The following is a 17,386-nucleotide window of genomic DNA, read 5'->3' on the forward strand; positions in this document are numbered from 1 at the left end:
CTAAAACAAAACTCACGCTCTCTCACCGACTGCAGTGAAGCGTTTTTGGATAAATTTCTTGTTTTTTAGCTCATCGATGATCGCAAGTGCAAGGTCTGCGTAGCTTATGTAGCTCTCATTTTTTGAGTTTAGTATGAGATCATCCCCGCCAAGCACGTATTTGCCCGTGCGAGCGCCATTTGCGTCGTAGTCGCCTGCTGGACTTACATATGCCCAAAGCACATTTGTGCTACCTTTTAGCTCAAAATATGACTCCGCCGTAGCCTTTGCCACGCCCATATATGCTGCTGGAAAGTCTGGGGTGTCCATGAGCATAGTGCCTTTGCTATCAACAAATAACGTACCAGCGCCACCAACTACGATGAGCCTTGTGTTAGTGCCTTCTAGTAAATTTAAAAGGTGAGCGGCCACTTTTTTGTGAAGCGGGAAAGTCTCTTCGCTCCATACTGCAAATGCGCTGATAACCGCGTCAAAGCCAGCTAGATCGGCCTTTGTAAGCTCGAAAATATCTTTATAAATGACCTTTACGCTTTCGTTTTTATACTCTTTGTTTCTAACGATCGCCGAGTTTTGAAGCCATTTTTAGATAAATTTACGCCGCTTTTGCCGTTTGCATCTATGATTGCTATTTAAATTTTGCTTTTTAAATTTACAGCCAGCTTGGCTTTACGTCATCAACTATCACGCCGTCACTCATTGTGTATTGCTCTAGGCTACCGCGTTTTGTCTGGATACAGATCATTTTGATGCCGTTTTTGCCAGCTTTAAAGCACCTTTTGCCATCTGGATCTATACGCACCGCGTCGCCTTTGCCTACTTTTATCACTTTGCCATCGATGAAAAGCTCGCCATCGCCATCAGTGATGATGTAAAGCTCCTCGTTTTGCTTGTGCGCATGGACAAATGGCACGCTCACATTTGCTGGAAGCTCGTTTATAGATACTTCACAGCCAGTTAAATTTAAAGCCTCTTTTAGCTCGACTCTTGGCGCATTTGCGATCTTTGCAACCTGATAATTTTTCATTTTATTCTCCTTGTTTTTTTGTTGTAATCTTTTTACTTACAACAGATGAGCGAAGTATAGTGATTTTTTGTTGTAATGTCAAGAGTTACAATAAAAATTTTTCAAAATTTATAAATTTGAGCTAAAATTCGCAAAATTTTTAGGAGTAAATTTGCAAAATAACGCCTTTAAAACGCTAAAGAGCATAGCGAACGAGCATAACAAAAAGCTCATTTTGACCTTTGCTTTGGTGCTAGCAGAGAACGGACTTTTTCTAGCATACCCGATATTTGCGGGCTTTGCGATAAACGCAATCATACAGGGAAATACGTTAAATGCCCTCATTTACGCACTTTTTGTGCTCATAGCGTGGCTTGTAGGAGCCATTAGGCGCCGCGTGGATACGCAAGTTTTTGCAAATATCTACGCAAAGCTTGCTGTAAATGTCATCATGAATGAAAAACAAAATGCCAAAGACGACTCCGCCATCATCGCTAGAGTAGCGCTCTCACGAGAGTTTGTAAATTTCTTTGAGACGCATTTTCCTATGTTTTTTACATCGGTTATTTCGATCATCGGCTCAGCGTTTATGCTTATATTTGTTGAGCCAAAGGTCGCTGTGGCGTGCTTTGCCGTGATGACCTTTTTTCTTATATTTTTACCAAGATATATCAAGAAAAATGACGACCTTTATCTTCGCTTAAATGACCGCTTAGAAAAAGAGGCAAAGGTGATAGGTGCTTTTAACAAAAGCACGCTAAATAGGCACTACGACGTCGTTTCTAAATTTCGTATAGCGATCTCAAACAGGGAGGCGATGAGCTATTTTATCATCGGCATTAGCGCTTCGCTACTCTTTTTGGTGGCGATAATAGTGCTAAGCTCGCAGCAGACAAATGCCGGCCACATCTACTCTGTGATGACCTATATATGGAATTTCGTCATCAGCCTTGACGACTCGCCAAAGCTCATCGAGGAATTTTCAAATTTAAAAGATATCGGCAAGAGGATCGACGCCGAAAAGAAGGATAATGATGCACAACAAGAGCGTTCTTAGAAATTCGTTTTTTCTAATTTTCACGTTTATGATAGTTGAGGCCGTTTTTGGCTTCGTTTCAAACTCGCTAGCGCTTATTAGCGACGCATTTCACATGCTCTCTGACGCCGCGGCTCTCTTTTTGTCGCTGGTTGCTTTTAAAATCGCAGAAAAAAGGGCAAATTTACAAAAGACCTTTGGCTACAAAAGGGTCGAGATCATCGCTGCTTTCATAAACGCTATCGCTCTTATCGCACTTGCTATCTTTGTTATAGTTGAAGCGATCATTAGGCTTTTTAACGAGCCAGAGATCAAAGCTGATACGATGCTTATGGTTAGCATTTTGGGGCTTGTGGTAAATTTAGTCGTGGCTATTTACATGCACAAAAGTGCTGATACAAAAGAAAATTTAAACATGAAAGGGGCTTATCTACACGTGCTTGGCGACACGCTTGGCTCGGTTGGAGCGATCGTCGCGGCGCTTCTTGTGATGAAATTTGACTTCACGCAGGCCGATAGCATAGCAAGTATCTTTGTATCGCTACTCATCATAAAAAGTGGCGCCAGCTTGCTAAAAGATAGCTTTAATATCCTAATCGAAGCTGTGCCGCTTAAGCTTGATACTGATGAAATTTTAGGCGTTATAAAGGGCGTAGATGGCGTTAAAATCGTGCATGACCTGCATATCTGGGCGATAAATGCCGGCACAAATGCACTCATAGCCCATGTGGTGGTGGATGATATGCTAAGCGTGGCTGAAATTTCAAAGATGATAAAGCACATCGAACACGAGCTTTCTCACGCAGGTATCGGTCACGTCACGCTTCAGTTTGAGAGTGAAAGCATCGGACATAAAGACGATCTCATCTGCGAGCTAAAAAGCGCGCATAAAGACGAGCACTTTGGACATCATCACTAAAATTTGATACAAAAGGTTTAAATTTAATGTTTCGCATAAAAAATGAATATCTAGTAGTCGTGGCTATGGGGTTGCTTTGTGATTTTATTGATATAACCCATCTTATCGCAGTAAATTTTGTAGTAGCCTTGATCTGCGCTCTATTTTGTATGAAAAAGGGCTATATATTTATTTTGTTGCTGGCGTTAAATTTTGCTCTATATTTTAATGTCATTGATGCTCCGTTTGATCAAAAAGAGCTTTGGACTTATCACGTGCCAGCACTGGCAAATGCAACATACGGGCTTAGCGCTTTAGTTTATGCTTCAGCTTTTCTTGCTTTTTTGCCACTTCTTGCTTATCTTTATTTTTTATATTCACTTTGCGTTGTGCTCTGCGCTCTGCGTAAAAGTTTAAGAGCTAAATTTGAGCTTTAAATTTAGGCCTTGCTAGCCTAGCAAACTCATTTTTACTCAACTTTAACGATTTTTTTTATAAAATCGCCTAAAATTTAACTAGGGATTTCATGAAAAACATTAGAAACTTTAGCATCATCGCTCACATCGACCACGGCAAAAGCACGCTTGCTGATCGCCTCATTCAGGAGTGTGGCGCCGTAAGTGACCGTGAGATGAGCTCGCAAATCATGGACACGATGGACATCGAAAAAGAGCGTGGCATCACGATCAAAGCCCAGTCTGTCCGCCTAAATTACGCACTAAATGGGCAAAATTTTGTTCTAAATTTGATAGACACCCCAGGACACGTTGATTTTAGCTACGAGGTAAGCCGTAGCCTAGCTAGTTGCGAGGGCGCGCTGCTTGTCGTGGATGCTAGCCAGGGCGTGGAGGCGCAAACCATCGCAAACGTCTATATCGCGCTTGAAAACAACCTAGAGATCATCCCAGTCATCAACAAGATCGACCTGCCAGCGGCTGACCCTGCTAGGGTAAAAGACGAGATCGAGCACATCATCGGACTTGACTGCTCAGGAGCGATCGAAGTGAGCGCAAAAACAGGCGTTGGCATAAAAGAGCTTCTAGAAGCGATCATCACGAGGATCCCTGCGCCAAATGGCGACGCAAGCAAGCCTACAAAGGCGCTAATCTACGATAGCTGGTTTGACAACTACCTTGGTGCGCTTGCTCTTGTGCGTGTTTATGATGGTGAAATTTCAAAAAATGATGAAATTTTGGTCATGGGCACGGGCAAAAAACATATCGTGCTAGACCTCATGTATCCAAATCCTATAGCACCGATCAAAACCAAAACGCTTAGCGCTGGTGAGGTTGGCATCGTGGTTTTGGGGCTTAAAAACGTTAGTGACGTGCAGGTGGGCGATACGATGACGCAGGCTAGAAACCCGCTAAAAGAGCCAGTTGGCGGCTTTGAGAGGGCTAAGCCGTTTGTTTTTGCGGGACTTTATCCAATAGAAACTGATAAATTTGAAGATCTGCGTGACGCGCTAGATAAGCTAAAGCTAAATGACAGCTCCATTAGCTACGAACCAGAGACCTCGGTCGCACTTGGATTTGGCTTTAGGGTTGGCTTTTTAGGTCTTCTTCATATGGAGGTCGTCAAAGAGAGGCTGGAGCGTGAGTTTGACCTTGATCTCATCGCCACAGCGCCAACTGTGACTTATGAAGTCATCCAAACTGATGGGTTAAATTTAAAGATCCAAAACCCAAGCCAGCTGCCACCAGTCAATAAAATAGACTCAATCCTTGAGCCGTACGTGAAGGCTACTATCATCACTCCAAGCGAGTTTTTGGGCAACATCATCACGCTTTTAAACAACCGCCGCGGCATACAAACAAAGATGGACTACATCACGACTGACCGCGTTTTACTCGAGTATGACATACCGATGAACGAGATCGTGATGGACTTTTACGACAAGCTAAAGTCAAGCACCAAAGGCTACGCGAGCTTTGACTACGAGCCGAGCGACTACCGCGTGGGCGATCTAGTGAAGCTTGATGTCAAAGTGGCTGGCGAGACGGTCGATGCGCTCTCTATCATCGTGCCCGAGAGCAAGGCGCAGACAAAGGGTAGGGACTTCGTAAAGGCGATGAAAGAGATCGTCCCGCGTCAGCTCTTTGAGGTGGCGATACAAGCTAGCATCGGTAATAAAATAATCGCCCGCGAAACCGTAAAATCAATGGGCAAAAACGTAACCGCCAAGTGCTACGGTGGCGACATCACGCGTAAGAGGAAGTTGCTTGAAAAGCAAAAAGAGGGTAAGAAGCGGATGAAGGCGATAGGAAAGGTGAATTTGCCGCAGGAGGCGTTTTTATCGGTCCTAAAAATAGACTAGCGGCTTATCTTTTGTGTCCTTTTGAAAGAGTTAGTGAAATTTTGGCTTGATGAACTACGTGTTCTATCCGCACCAAAATTTCACGTCACAGCTTTCAAAATCATCACAAAGTATTTCGCCTTGTTGCGAGGTGGCGATACGTCCGCATTTGGAGTCTCGCTTTGTCATACTTTGTTGTGGTTAAAATTTACTCGGTCATTACCTATTATGGTAACTCCCGTCGTAAATTTTATCTACGCCTTGTCTGACTTTGCGATATCGCCGCATTTGGGAGCTCGTTTGGTGGATAGGTTTTGATTAAAATTTAAGTGCTAAATTTACAAAAAGGAGTGCTATGCCGTTTGTGAAAATTTGCGTGACAAAAGAGGGTGATAGCCCAAGTGTGGAGCAAAAAGAGAAGATGATAAGCGGAGTTACAAAACTAATAAGCGAAATTTTAGGTAGAAGCGCTCAAAATACTGTTGTCATTATCGATGAGATCGATACGAACAACTACGGCATCGCAGGCGAGAGCGTGAAAAATCTCCGCAAAAAACAAAAGGAGCAAAAGGAAGTGAAATGCTAAGAGCGACATTATTAGCAGTTTTTGCAGCCATCTTTCTAACTGGCTGTGTGGCAAAAGCTAGCCTTTGTCTATCGTGCGAGGGCATAGACGGCGTGCAAAGTGCGAGCATAAGCAGCCAAGATAATACCTATTTTGAAGAGGTTATGAGGATCCCAGCTGACTGCAGCGCTTGCAAGGGCAGGGGCGATGGCGTCTTTATAAATGGCGTCAAGTATAGAAGTGACGTGGCGATAAATTGCTGCTTAGAAAAAAATATGATCGACATAAATGTCGGGCTAAAGAAGGTCTATTTTCATAGGATCGTGGATGCTAGAAGCAGCGCAAGGTCTATTTATTACACAAGAGAAGATGGTAGCGGCGTAGTCTTTAACTCAAACCCACGCCTTGAAGTGCTCTTTTATATGTTTTTAAAACGTGAGCTAAATTCGCGTGGCATCGTGGTCGTGGATACGCAAACATCGCCTTATACATATAGACTTGATTTTAGATTTGACGAGCTTAGAGGCACTTACTCAAGAAGCTCTGAAATTTTAAACGGACATCTATATGGCGAGCTTGTGCTTTCAGATATAAATTTCAAAAAACGAATTCCTATCTCGACTAGACACCATGTGGAGGAGCTTGAGGCGTCAAGAAGCGGTCAGTTTGACTTCTTTATCGCGCTTTTAGTCAAGCAAGCTGCCATAAAAGTGGCTGATGAGATCACTAAACTTTGAAAGGAAAAATATGAGTAAATTTAAATTTTTAGCTATCTTTGGACTTTTTGTCCTATTCTTGAGCGGTTGCGCGCCTACTCAGACAGTAGTTGCCTTTGATCCTTACAAAACTGCTGCAAGTCAGCAAGCTAACGGCCTTGAAGTCTATATAAGCGCGGTGCATGATAGTCGCAAAAACAAAAGCACTATCGCAACTATAACCGATGGTAGAGGCACTGTAAAAGAGTATGTCGTGCTTCAAAACGATCTTGCGACTTACTTTAGCGACTCCCTTAAAAGAGAGCTTGCGGCACGTGGCGCAAATGTAAATGGCATGGGTGGCGTCGTAGTTGAAGTTTTCATAAACGAATTTGAAGCAAATATGAGCGGATATGGCAGTGACAACACAAAGGGCAAGATAAAGATCACTCTTAAAATCCAAAAAGGCGATCAAAGCATCATCAAAAATATCTCAAACAACCAAACCAAATTTGAGCTAGTTCGCACTGGTGGAGCATTTAAGCCATTCTTAACAGACATCATAAATGACGCTGTTAAACGCTCTGCTATCGCTATCTTAAATAGCTGATGTTTTGTGCGTTTTGCAAGAGCTTTACGCTAAAGACATTTTGTAAAACCTGCTCGCAAATTTTAAGCGAGCCAAGCCCTTTGGTAAGAGAGCTAGAGGGCTTTAAAATTTATAGCTTTTACGGCTACTCTGAGATCAAAGAGCTCATCCACTCAAAGCACCACATGCACGGACTTTTTATCTATAAAAATTTAGCCAAATTTGCATTTAAGAAATTTGCTAAAAGCTTTAGCTTCCCAGAGCAAATTTATGCCCTGCCGATAGATGATAGAGTGCATCATGGCTACTCACACACGGCCATTTTGGCAAATGAGCTTCGTGCTAAAAACCTTAAACCTATCTTTCATGCCCTGCATGCGACAAGCAGTGTCAGCTATAGCGGCAAGGATCTTAAATTTAGGCAAAACAATCCAAGAAATTTTAAAATTTTAAAAAAGATCACGGCGCCAGTTATCTTGATAGATGACATCGTAACCACTGGCACAACGATACTAGAAGCTAGAGATACGCTTCAAAAAGCAGGCACTAAAGTACTTTTTGCACTTGTTTTGGCAGACGCTAGAAACTAAGTTTTATATGAAATTGAGCTTGAAATTTCACACCTAAATAGTTGTAAATAGCTATTAATCATAAAAAATTTTTGCCGATATAAACGTAAAATTTACACAAAGGGATTTTGTTTATGAAAAAAGCAGCAAACAAGATAGCACTCATCATCGTGGTGCTTTTAGTTGTCTCGCTTGGCGTGTTTTCAACGGTGAATTACACAAATACCAAGGAGAGGATTTATGATCTAGCAAAGGAGTCTAAGACTTCGGCTTCAAAAGTTTTGCAGTTTTATATGAATGCATTTTTTGAAGACAAGCTTGCAGCCGTTCAAAATTTTGCTAGTTACATCGAGGCGCATCCGCAAATTTTAGATGACAAAGAGGCTTTAGAAAAAGTGCTGATGAACGCAGCGCAGGTTACTGATTTTTCTGAGTTTTACTTTGGCTATGCAACTGATGGTGCTGTTTATAACGCTGTGCTTGATGGCAAAGAGCGTAAATTTATGGTTTTTGATCAGAGAAAAAACTATGATGCGAGGGTTAAAGGCTGGTACAAGGACGCTATTGCAAAAGATGGTATCATCTTTTCAGCTCCATACACAAGCTCGGCTGGTGGCTTAAATTTAACTATCGCTAAAAAGATAGTTGTTGATGGCAAGGTTGTTGGTGTCTTTGGCGTGGATATGGGCATAGATAAGCTTGATAATGAGCTTAATAAGATAAAACCAACTCCAAGTAGCGCAATAGCTTTGATGGATCTTGAGCATAAAAAGATAATTCATTTTGTTCATAAGGATCTTGTTTTATCTGATGCTAGTGAAGCTATGAAGATAATTGACGACTACTCAAACGAGTATAAGAAAAATGGAGATAAAACATTTACTTATAATCTTAGAGGCACAGAGAGGCTTCTTGCTTGCGAGCTTTACGATCAAGCAAACTGGCTTGTATGCTCTGCAAACTCTTGGAGCGATTATGACGGAAGCCTTAGTAAAACGCTTGTCTCACAAGTCATCTCATCAGTTATATTTATAGTAGTCATCGTAGCGCTTCTTATATTTATCGTTAGCAGATCACTTAAGCCACTTTCAAAGATATCTGATTCGCTTATTTCGTTCTTTAAATTTCTAAACTACGAGATCAAAGAGCCAATTAAGTCAAATATCGTTTCTAAAGATGAATTTGGCGTTATGTCTTCTCTCATAAACGAAAACATCCAAAAGATCCAAACATCTAAAGAAAAAGAGAACACCTTCATCCAAAAAGCCAACACCTTTGTAAATGAGATAAAAGATGGCAACTATGAAGCAAGCTTAGAAGCAGATACTAATAACCCAGCTCTAAATCAACTAAAAAGCACATTTAAAGATCTACAACTTGCTCTTAAAAATGCAATCTCAAGCAATGGCAAAGATGTACTTGATCTACTAAACACTTATAAAAACCAAGACTTTACAAAAAGACTTGATGATGATGGTAAGATAGCAAGTGGTATAAACTCACTTGGCATTGAGATATCTAAAATGCTAAATGACAATCTAAACCAAGCACAAGTACTTGAAGAAAAAGCTAAACTTCTAGCTGAATCAGTATCTAAAGTAGCAAGCTCAGCAAATACTCAAGCAAATAGCTTACAAGAAAGTGCTGCTGCAGTTGAGCAAATGTCTAGCTCAATGAATGCCATCTCTCAAAAGACAGCTGATGTTATAAGACAATCAGATGAAATTAAAAACATCATAACTATCATTAGAGATATAGCAGATCAAACAAACCTTCTAGCACTTAATGCTGCAATAGAAGCAGCTAGAGCAGGAGAGCATGGTAGAGGATTTGCTGTTGTTGCTGATGAAGTTAGAAAGCTAGCTGAAAGAACTCAAAAATCTCTAGGTGAGATAGAAGCAAATACAAATGTATTAGCTCAATCAATAAATGAGATGAGTGAATCTATAAAAGAGCAAAGTGAAGGCATAAACATGATAAATCAATCAGTTGCTCAAATAGATCACCTAACAAAAGAAAACGTAGTAATTGCTAACCAAGCAAACGAAGTAACATCAGAAGTAGATGAGATGGCTAAAGCTATAGTTGAAGAGGTTAGGAAGAAGAAATTCTAGCTTTTTTATCAAAAGGGGGACAAGGGGGCTTGAATTACGGTCTGCTTGCAGTTGCGAGCTTGCGAAGTAAAGCCGTCCGTTTATCCCCATTTATATCCATCAAGTTTATACTTGAGGAGGGCTTTTAATTTAATTTATAAAAATAATTAAGATATTTAATAAAATTTACACTATTTACCAAATAAAACATAATTTTTATCCTATTATGTGTGTTACTTTTCTACTCAACTATTTAAATAAATTTATAATTTATTTTTTTAAGATTTACTTGTAAAATACCTATAGATATGTAAAAGAATTGCTTTAAATTATCATCTCTCCTCTTTTATAAAGGGCTATTTATATAAATTTTCTTAAACTAATATGTAATTTTATATCTTAAGTTTATTGAAATTTTTATCTATGTAAATCAGGGGTAAATAAGTTTAATGAGAGTAATATCTCTTAAATTTGTTTAAATCTTTGAAGGAGAAAAAATGAATCGACGAGATTTCATCAAAAGTGCTGCAGCTAGTGCTGCTTGTGCTAGTGCTGGTATCGCTGTGCCAAGCTCGCTAAGTGCGGCAAACGAAGCTGAAAAAGGCTGGCGTTGGGATAAGGCTGCCTGTAGATTTTGTGGAACTGGATGTGGCATCATGGTTGCTACAAAAGATGGCAAGATAGTAGCTGTAAAAGGCGATCCAGAAGCACCAGTAAACCGCGGTCTAAACTGTATCAAAGGCTACTTTAATGCTAAGATCATGTACGGCGAAGATAGGATCACTCATCCACTTTTACGTGTAAATGAAAAGGGTGAATTTGACAAAAAAGGTAAATTTAAGCAAGTAAGCTGGAAACAAGCATTTGACGTGATGGAAGCTCAGTTTAGAAAGACTTATGACGAGCTTGGACCTCACGGCGTTGGCGTGCTTGGCTCTGGTCAATACACTATCCCAGAGGGCTATGCAGCAGTTAAGCTTATGAAAGGTGGCTTTAGAAGCAACAGCATCGATCCAAATGCAAGACACTGTATGGCAAGTGCGGTTCTTGGCTTTATGCAAGTTTTTGGTATCGATGAGCCATCAGGCTGCTTTGATGACATCGAGCTAACAGATACTGTCATAGCTTGGGGCGCAAATATGGCTGAGATGCACCCGATCCTTTGGGCACGCGTCAGTGATAGAAAGCTTAGCGATCCTGATAGAGTAAAAGTCGTAAATTTAAGCACCTACTCAACTAGAACATCAAATTTAGCCGATATCGAGATCATTTTTGCTCCGTCATCTGACCTTGCTATATGGAACTACATCGCTCGTGAGATAGTCTATAACCACCCTGAGATGATCGATGAAGAATTTGTTAAAAAACACTGCGTCTTCACAGCTGGCCCAGTTGATATCGGATATGGTCTTCGCCCAGACATCCATCACAAAAAATATGCTCCAAGCGAGCTAGACACAGCTGCGACTGAGAAGTCAAAGGTTCTTAGCGAGGCTGAGGGCGTTACACTTTCTTATCTTGGTCTAAAAGCTGGTGATACACTTGAAAATAAAAACGCTACAAAAGCTGGCGATCACTGGCAAATAACATTTGAAGAGTTTAAAAAAGCTCTTGCGCCTTACACACTTGACTTTACAGCTAAGGTAGCAAAAGGCGATCCAAACGAAGATATCAATGAATTTAAGAAAAAACTAAAAGCACTTGCTGATCTTTACATCGAGAAAAACCGCAAAGTCGTTAGCTTCTGGACTATGGGCTTTAACCAACACCAACGCGGCACATGGGTAAATGAACAAGCTTATATGGTGCATTTCTTGCTCGGCAAGCAAGCACTCCCAGGTTCAGGCGCCTTTTCTCTAACTGGCCAGCCAAGTGCGTGTGGTACTGCAAGAGAGGTTGGAACATTCGTTCACCGCTTGCCAGCTGATATGGTCGTCGCCAATCCAAAACACAGAGAGATCACTGAAAAACTTTGGAAACTACCTGCTGGCACGCTAAATGCCGTACCTGGTTCACACTACGTAAAGATGATGCGTGATCTTGAAGATGGCAAGGTTAAATTTATCTGGGTTCAAGTAAATAACCCATGGCAAAACACTGCAAATGCAAACCACTGGATCAAAGCAGCTCGTGAGATGGACAACTTCATCGTCGTAAGTGACCCTTATCCAGGAATTTCTGCAAAAGTAGCTGACCTTATCCTCCCAACTGCGATGATTTACGAAAAATGGGGCGCATACGGTAATGCCGAGAGAAGGACGCAGCACTGGAGACAGCAAGTACTCCCTGTTGGCGAAGCGATGCCTGATATCTGGCAGATGCTTGAGTTTAGTAAGCGCTTTAAGCTAAAAGACGTTTGGGGCGAGAAAAAACTAAATGACAAAGTGACACTTCCAAGCGTGCTTGAAGCTGCAAAAGCTATGGGATATAGCGAAGAAGATACGCTATTTGACGTGCTTTTTGCAAATGAAGATGCTAAGAAATTTAGCGCAAACGATCCGATCATGGAAAACTATGACAATACGGAAGTCTTTGGCGACAGCAGAAAGGTGATCGGCTCTGATGGTAAAGAATTTAAAGGATATGGATTTTTCATCCACAAATATCTTTGGGAAGAGTATAGAAAATTTGGCGTTGGTCACGGTCACGACCTAGCTGACTTTGACACTTACCACAGAGTAAGAGGTCTAAGATGGCCAGTCGTTGATGGCAAAGAGACTCAGTGGAGATTTAATACCAAATTTGACCCATACGCTAAAAAAGCCGCTCCAAATGATAAATTTGCATTCTACGGCAACAAAAATGCAGCTCTTCCAACAGGCGATCTAAAAGGTGTGAAAAATCAAGAGAAAACTCCTCTTGCAAACAAAGCAAAAATTTTCTTCCGCCCTTACATGGATCCATGCGAGATGCCAAGCAAAGATTATCCATTCTGGCTATGTACTGGCCGTGTTCTAGAACACTGGCATACAGGTACGATGACTATGCGTGTTCCTGAGCTTTATAGAGCCGTCCCAGAGGCGCTTTGCTACATGCACGAAGATGACGCTAAAAAACTTGGCGTGCTTCAAAACGAGATCGTTTGGGTCGAATCACGCCGTGGCAAGGTAAAAGCAAGAGTAGATCTAAAAGGTAGAAACAAGCCGCCAGTAGGTCTTGTTTATGTGCCTTTCTTTGACGAAAACGTATTTATAAATAAAGTCTGCCTTGACGCTACTTGCCCTATCTCAAAAGAGACAGACTATAAAAAGTGCGCGGTTAAAATTTACAAGGCGTAAAAGTGGCTGATATGGAATTTTCAAGTAGGCGTGAAGCTTTGAAATTTGGAGCTAAGGTAGCGATCTTAGCTCTTGGCGGAGGCTTTATATGGTCACTTAGTGCCAAAGCCTCACCGCTTGTACTTCTTAGACCGCCTGGTGCGAAAGCGGAGAAGCAGTTTTTGAAAAGCTGTATTAGATGCGGGCTTTGTGTAGAGGCCTGTCCATTTGATACGCTAAAGCTTGCAACTCTTGAAGATGGTATAAGTGTCGGTACGCCTTATTTTGAGCCTAGAAAAATTCCTTGTCATATGTGCGAGCATATCCCTTGCGTACCAGCCTGTCCGACTGGGGCACTGGACGCAAATTTAGTTAGCACAGCTGGCAAACTAGACATAAACAAAGCCAAAATGGGCGTTGCAGTGGTCGATATGAAAAACTGCGTGGCATACTGGGGCATACAGTGCGACGCTTGTTACAGATCTTGTCCGCTCATAGATAAGGCCTTGTATCTCGAGTATCGCCGCAACGAAAGGACGCAAAAGCATGCATTTTTGCTACCAGTAGTTGATAGCGACATCTGCACGGGTTGTGGCGTGTGCGAGCGAGCCTGTATCACCGAAAAAGCAGCCATTACCGTGCTAAACCGCGAGGTTGTACTTGGCAAAGTTGGCGATAACTACGTCAAAGGCTGGATAAAAGAGGATGAAAGGCGCGTGGATGATGCCAACAGCAAGATAAAGCTCGACATCAAAAAGGCGACTGACTATCTAAATGGCGGTGAGCTATGAAATTTTTAATCTTAAGACGAATAACTCAAATTTCTATCCTAGTGCTATTTATCCTAGGAAATGTTTATGGAGTTAAGATACTTAGCGGAAATTTAAGCTCATCTTCGCTTTTTGGACAAATTCCACTAAGCGATCCATTTGCGGTGCTTCAAATTTTACTAGCAAGCTTTAGCGTAGGCATAAATGGGGTAATAGGTGCGATCATCGTCTTTGCATTTTACGCACTTATCGCTCCAAGGGCTTTTTGCTCGTGGGTTTGCCCAGTAAATTTACTAACCGACATTGCTTACAAGCTAAGAGAGAAATTTGGCTTTAAGGGTGAAAAAAATTTAAACGTAAGTAAAAATTTGCGCTACTACTTGCTAGCGCTCACTCTTATCTTAAGCCTAGCTTTGTCAGTGCCAGCGTTTGAGAGCATTAGCTTTATAGGTATCATCCAGCGCGGCATCATCTACGGCTCAGTTAGCGCCATTGGCATCGCCCTTGGCATAGTGGCCTTTGATATGTTCGTGCTAAAGCGTGGAATTTGCTCACACGTCTGCCCACTTGGTGCATTTTACGCTGTGATATCAAAATTTGCTCTCATTAGAGTAAAACACGACGCAAATGCCTGCACAAAATGCATGAAGTGCAAACTCATCTGCCCAGAGGTGCAAGTGCTAGATATGATAGGTAAAGAGAGCCGCGCGGTTAGCTCAAGCGAGTGCATAAGCTGCGGTAGATGTATCGACGTTTGCGGTGATGGGGCGTTAAATTTTAGTATTAGAAATTTAAGGAGAGAAAAATGAAAATGAAAATAATGGCGCTTGGAGCACTATGCGCTGCCTTTTTAGCGGCATGTGCATTGAATAATCCAAGCATTAGCGATTCGCAAATCGGCCTTAGAAATGTCGATTTGTTAGATGATAAAGACGTTGTTTTAAAAGACATCAACTATACAAAAGAGCCAGCAGGTATGGCAAAGAGATTTGACAGATCTTTTGAAAATGCACCTCCATTTATCCCACACGACACTGAGGGTTTGGTGCCTATCACAAAAGATTCAAATATGTGCGTAACCTGCCACATGCCTGAGTTTGCAAAAGATAGCGGAGCTACTCCTATCCCAGCTTCTCACCTTTATGACATCAGAAACAAAAAAGATCTTGCAGGCAAGCTTGATGATGAGAGATATAACTGCACAACTTGCCACGTCGAGCAACAAAATGGCGTAACTCAGCTTGTTGGCAATAAATTTAAGCCTGACTTTAGAGATAAAAACGGCTCACATAAGTCAAATTTACTAGACGTTTTAAATGACGGCGTTAAGTAATGCAAAGCAGGCGCGAGCTAATTAGTAAAATTTTGGGGGCAAAACCTGCTCCCAAATTTATAAATCCACCATTTTTTAGTGGTGAATTTGACTGCGCAGGATGCGATGCTAGCTGTGTAAGTGCCTGTGAAAAAGAGCTTCTTAGCTTTGAAAATGAAAGAGTTGTTTTTAAAGTTAAAAAGCTAGGCTGCGACTTTTGCGAAGAGTGCGCGAAAGCGTGCCAAAATAGCGCTCATGTGACACTAAATTTAAGCTCACCAAAGAGCATAAACGCTAAAGTTAGCATCAATGTCGCTAGCTGCCTAGCGTGGAATGACACGATTTGCTATAACTGCCTTGATGCTTGTAAATTTAAAGCAGTTGAGTATCTTGGTGTTTTTCGCCCTATAATCAATCAAAATTGCGTCAGCTGCGGCGAGTGCTTTGATGTTTGTTTTAAAAATTCGCTTGAGATGGAGGCTTTATGAGAGTTTTATTTTTCTTTTTTTGCTTGCTAAATTTTATCTTTGCAAATGAGATCACGACGCCTATTAAAGAGATAGAAGCTAGTGCAAATGTGCTTAATACCACGCTGATAAATGGCAAACTTTTTATCGCAACTGATGGTGGCACGGTTGAAATTTACGATCCAAAAGAGTCTAAATTTAATGAGATCATCAAAATGGATGATATAAAAACCTACGTTAGCGACCATGAAAGGCCAAAAATTTTAAATGTCGATGAGCTAAATGGCAAGATGCTCATCCTAAGCGAGGGCGACTATGCTACAAAGGTGCTTTATCTAAGAGAAAATGGGCAGATAAAAAGCATAAAAATGGCTAATCAAGCGATAAAAAAGGCTCTATTTTTAGATGATGAGCACGTCGCTCTTGCCTCGATCAGCAATGAAATTTACTTTTTAAACCTAAAAAGTGGCGAAATTTATGATAGTTTTAAGATCTCTATCGCAATGCTCTCAGACATGGAGATAAGCGAAGATAGAGGCACGCTAGCGATCGCTTGTGAGAGTGGCAAGGTCTATTTTTACAACGTTCGCACTAAAAAGATGGACAAAATTTTAGATATCCACACTGATAATATCTACGACATCGCCTATAAAAATGGCGTCATGATCAGCGGAGGCACCGACAGGATCGCTGGCATCTTCTCAGCTGGGACGCTAAAAAAGATAAATACTGGCTTTTTGGTCTATGGCGTGGGGCTTAGTAGTGACGGCAAGATCGCAGCTTATATGAGCGATGAGATGAGCGATGTAAATTTGGTTGATAGCGTCACTTTGGATAAGATCGCGATGCTAAAAACTGGTCAAAGCACGATAAATAGCATAGTTTTCATAAGCGACAACGAGGTAGTAACCTCTGCTTATGAGAAGAAAATTTTATTTTGGAGAGTTAGATGAATATTTCAAGCCTGATAGTCTATACGGATAATAAAAATGAGAGCGTAAAAGGCGAGATAAGCAAGCTAAAAGAGTGCGAGATCATCACTGACGCAGAAGATAGGATCGTGGTGGTCGTTAGCTCAGAGAGCATCGAAGATGAGATCAGAGTTTTTAAGATGATAGAGGGCATTAGCGGCGTGGTGAGCGTTGCGATGGTTTATAGCTACCAAGAAGACGCTCAAGAGAATAGAGAAAGGCTTGAAGCAAGCGGCAGGATAAGTGAAATTTTAATAAGCGATGACGTAAAAGCCGAAGATATCGCATATGGCGGTAGCGTGCATTATAAGGTGAGGTGAAATTAAATTTTGTTTTGGGGTGTAAATTTAAACTTTAATGAGCCCAAATAAATTTTAAATTCAACATAGCAAAATCGCATGTAGTGCGAAGTACAATTGCATGCACCTCTAACGTGCGAGGGGTTTGGGGATTGTTAAGGGGGAAGGGAGCGACTTCGTAATTCAAGCCTCTTCCCCCTTAACAAAGAAACAAAACTTTAAATTTATAAAAAATCTATTCTGCAAATTTTAAACTTTCATTCACTCGCAAGAATTGACTACTAAAATTTGGCTTCGCTTATAGTTTAGCTCAAATTTTAGAGCCGAAATTACTCGCTCATGAAATTTTAAAATTTACCTGACACTTGCCTGATGATAAAGCGCATGCAGTGCTTTAGCACTGAAGCATGCACCTCTAACGTCGTCTGGGCTTTACTCGGGCTTCGTCTCGTAACTGCGAGCAGACAGGGGATTGTTAAGGGGGAGGGGAGCTTCTTTGCTTCGCGAGCTCGCAACTGCAAGCAGACCGTAATTTAAGTCCTGTCTCTTATACACCACTTACCCGT

18 protein-coding genes and 1 pseudogene are annotated in these 17,386 nt (G+C 41.3%); 17 read left to right on the forward strand and 2 right to left on the reverse strand.

All coding sequences use genetic code 11. The features are described 5' to 3' along the window. Positions 1 to 12: 12 nt before the first annotated feature. On the reverse strand, positions 13 to 561 hold the full coding sequence (locus CYP84_RS07150) for an NAD(P)H-binding protein (protein ID WP_103637104.1): 549 nt from the start codon (positions 559 to 561) through the stop codon (positions 13 to 15). A gap of 88 nt (positions 562 to 649) precedes the next feature. Next, entirely contained in the window at positions 650 to 1,024 is a 375-nt protein-coding gene (locus CYP84_RS07155) for a cupin domain-containing protein (RefSeq protein ID WP_021090033.1), read from the reverse strand. A gap of 151 nt (positions 1,025 to 1,175) precedes the next feature. Between CYP84_RS07155 and CYP84_RS07160 the strand changes: the two genes are divergently transcribed. The 17 genes and pseudogenes from CYP84_RS07160 to CYP84_RS07235 all read left to right on the forward strand — a co-directional run bounded on the left by CYP84_RS07160 (position 1,176) and on the right by CYP84_RS07235 (position 16,841). Further along, positions 1,176 to 2,060, forward strand: coding sequence for an ABC transporter six-transmembrane domain-containing protein (locus CYP84_RS07160; protein WP_103637105.1), 885 nt, complete (start codon positions 1,176 to 1,178; stop codon positions 2,058 to 2,060). Continuing rightward, the gene (locus tag CYP84_RS07165; RefSeq protein ID WP_103637106.1) at positions 2,038 to 2,958 is read left to right on the forward strand and encodes a cation diffusion facilitator family transporter; all 921 of its coding nucleotides are present in this window, start codon (positions 2,038 to 2,040) and stop codon (positions 2,956 to 2,958) included. Before CYP84_RS07160 ends, CYP84_RS07165 begins: the two co-directional genes overlap by 23 nt. A gap of 26 nt (positions 2,959 to 2,984) precedes the next feature. Beyond that, the gene (locus CYP84_RS07170) at positions 2,985 to 3,374 is read left to right on the forward strand and encodes a transporter (protein WP_103637107.1); all 390 of its coding nucleotides are present in this window, start codon (positions 2,985 to 2,987) and stop codon (positions 3,372 to 3,374) included. A gap of 89 nt (positions 3,375 to 3,463) precedes the next feature. Further along, positions 3,464 to 5,254, forward strand: a complete 1,791-nt coding sequence (lepA, locus tag CYP84_RS07175; protein WP_103575241.1) for a translation elongation factor 4 — start codon at positions 3,464 to 3,466, stop codon at positions 5,252 to 5,254. Positions 5,255 to 5,588: 334 nt separating this feature from the next. Then, on the forward strand, positions 5,589 to 5,819 hold the full coding sequence (locus CYP84_RS07180) for a 2-hydroxymuconate tautomerase family protein (RefSeq protein WP_009294206.1): 231 nt from the start codon (positions 5,589 to 5,591) through the stop codon (positions 5,817 to 5,819). Beyond that, positions 5,813 to 6,535 (forward strand): hypothetical protein, encoded by a 723-nt coding sequence (locus tag CYP84_RS07185; protein ID WP_103637108.1) that lies wholly within the window; start codon positions 5,813 to 5,815, stop codon positions 6,533 to 6,535. The genes CYP84_RS07180 and CYP84_RS07185 overlap by 7 nt, the downstream gene beginning before the upstream one ends. Before the next feature lie 10 nt (positions 6,536 to 6,545). Then, positions 6,546 to 7,103: a YajG family lipoprotein gene (locus tag CYP84_RS07190; protein ID WP_012001474.1), complete on the forward strand. Its 558-nt coding sequence runs from the start codon at positions 6,546 to 6,548 to the stop codon at positions 7,101 to 7,103. Then, on the forward strand, positions 7,103 to 7,672 hold the full coding sequence (locus CYP84_RS07195; protein ID WP_103637109.1) for a ComF family protein: 570 nt from the start codon (positions 7,103 to 7,105) through the stop codon (positions 7,670 to 7,672). Before CYP84_RS07190 ends, CYP84_RS07195 begins: the two co-directional genes overlap by 1 nt. Positions 7,673 to 7,944: 272 nt before the next feature. After that, positions 7,945 to 8,589: pseudogene (locus CYP84_RS11395) on the forward strand (cache domain-containing protein); the annotation flags it as partial. A 585-nt stretch (positions 8,590 to 9,174) separates the two neighbouring features. Next, on the forward strand, positions 9,175 to 9,765 hold the full coding sequence (locus CYP84_RS11400) for a methyl-accepting chemotaxis protein (RefSeq protein ID WP_410369067.1): 591 nt from the start codon (positions 9,175 to 9,177) through the stop codon (positions 9,763 to 9,765). 476 nt (positions 9,766 to 10,241) lie between these two features. After that, positions 10,242 to 13,022 (forward strand): nitrate reductase catalytic subunit NapA, encoded by a 2,781-nt coding sequence (gene napA, locus CYP84_RS07205; RefSeq protein ID WP_103587666.1) that lies wholly within the window; start codon positions 10,242 to 10,244, stop codon positions 13,020 to 13,022. An 11-nt stretch (positions 13,023 to 13,033) separates the two neighbouring features. After that, complete coding sequence (gene napG / locus CYP84_RS07210) at positions 13,034 to 13,792, forward strand: ferredoxin-type protein NapG (RefSeq protein ID WP_430393517.1); 759 nt, start codon at positions 13,034 to 13,036, stop codon at positions 13,790 to 13,792. Further along, entirely contained in the window at positions 13,789 to 14,580 is a 792-nt protein-coding gene (gene napH, locus CYP84_RS07215; RefSeq protein ID WP_103637112.1) for a quinol dehydrogenase ferredoxin subunit NapH, read from the forward strand. The genes napG and napH overlap by 4 nt, the downstream gene beginning before the upstream one ends. Then, positions 14,577 to 15,104 (forward strand): nitrate reductase cytochrome c-type subunit, encoded by a 528-nt coding sequence (locus CYP84_RS07220; protein ID WP_012001478.1) that lies wholly within the window; start codon positions 14,577 to 14,579, stop codon positions 15,102 to 15,104. The genes napH and CYP84_RS07220 overlap by 4 nt, the downstream gene beginning before the upstream one ends. After that, positions 15,104 to 15,571: a 4Fe-4S ferredoxin gene (locus tag CYP84_RS07225; RefSeq protein WP_103637113.1), complete on the forward strand. Its 468-nt coding sequence runs from the start codon at positions 15,104 to 15,106 to the stop codon at positions 15,569 to 15,571. The genes CYP84_RS07220 and CYP84_RS07225 overlap by 1 nt, the downstream gene beginning before the upstream one ends. Beyond that, on the forward strand, positions 15,568 to 16,503 hold the full coding sequence (locus CYP84_RS07230; protein ID WP_103637114.1) for a WD40 repeat domain-containing protein: 936 nt from the start codon (positions 15,568 to 15,570) through the stop codon (positions 16,501 to 16,503). The genes CYP84_RS07225 and CYP84_RS07230 overlap by 4 nt, the downstream gene beginning before the upstream one ends. Next, complete coding sequence (locus tag CYP84_RS07235; protein ID WP_103637115.1) at positions 16,500 to 16,841, forward strand: chaperone NapD; 342 nt, start codon at positions 16,500 to 16,502, stop codon at positions 16,839 to 16,841. Before CYP84_RS07230 ends, CYP84_RS07235 begins: the two co-directional genes overlap by 4 nt. Positions 16,842 to 17,386: the final 545 nt, after the last annotated feature.

Origin of the sequence: Campylobacter concisus (genome assembly GCF_002912425.1) — a bacterium.
GTDB classification, from domain to species: domain Bacteria; phylum Campylobacterota; class Campylobacteria; order Campylobacterales; family Campylobacteraceae; genus Campylobacter_A; species Campylobacter_A concisus_AH.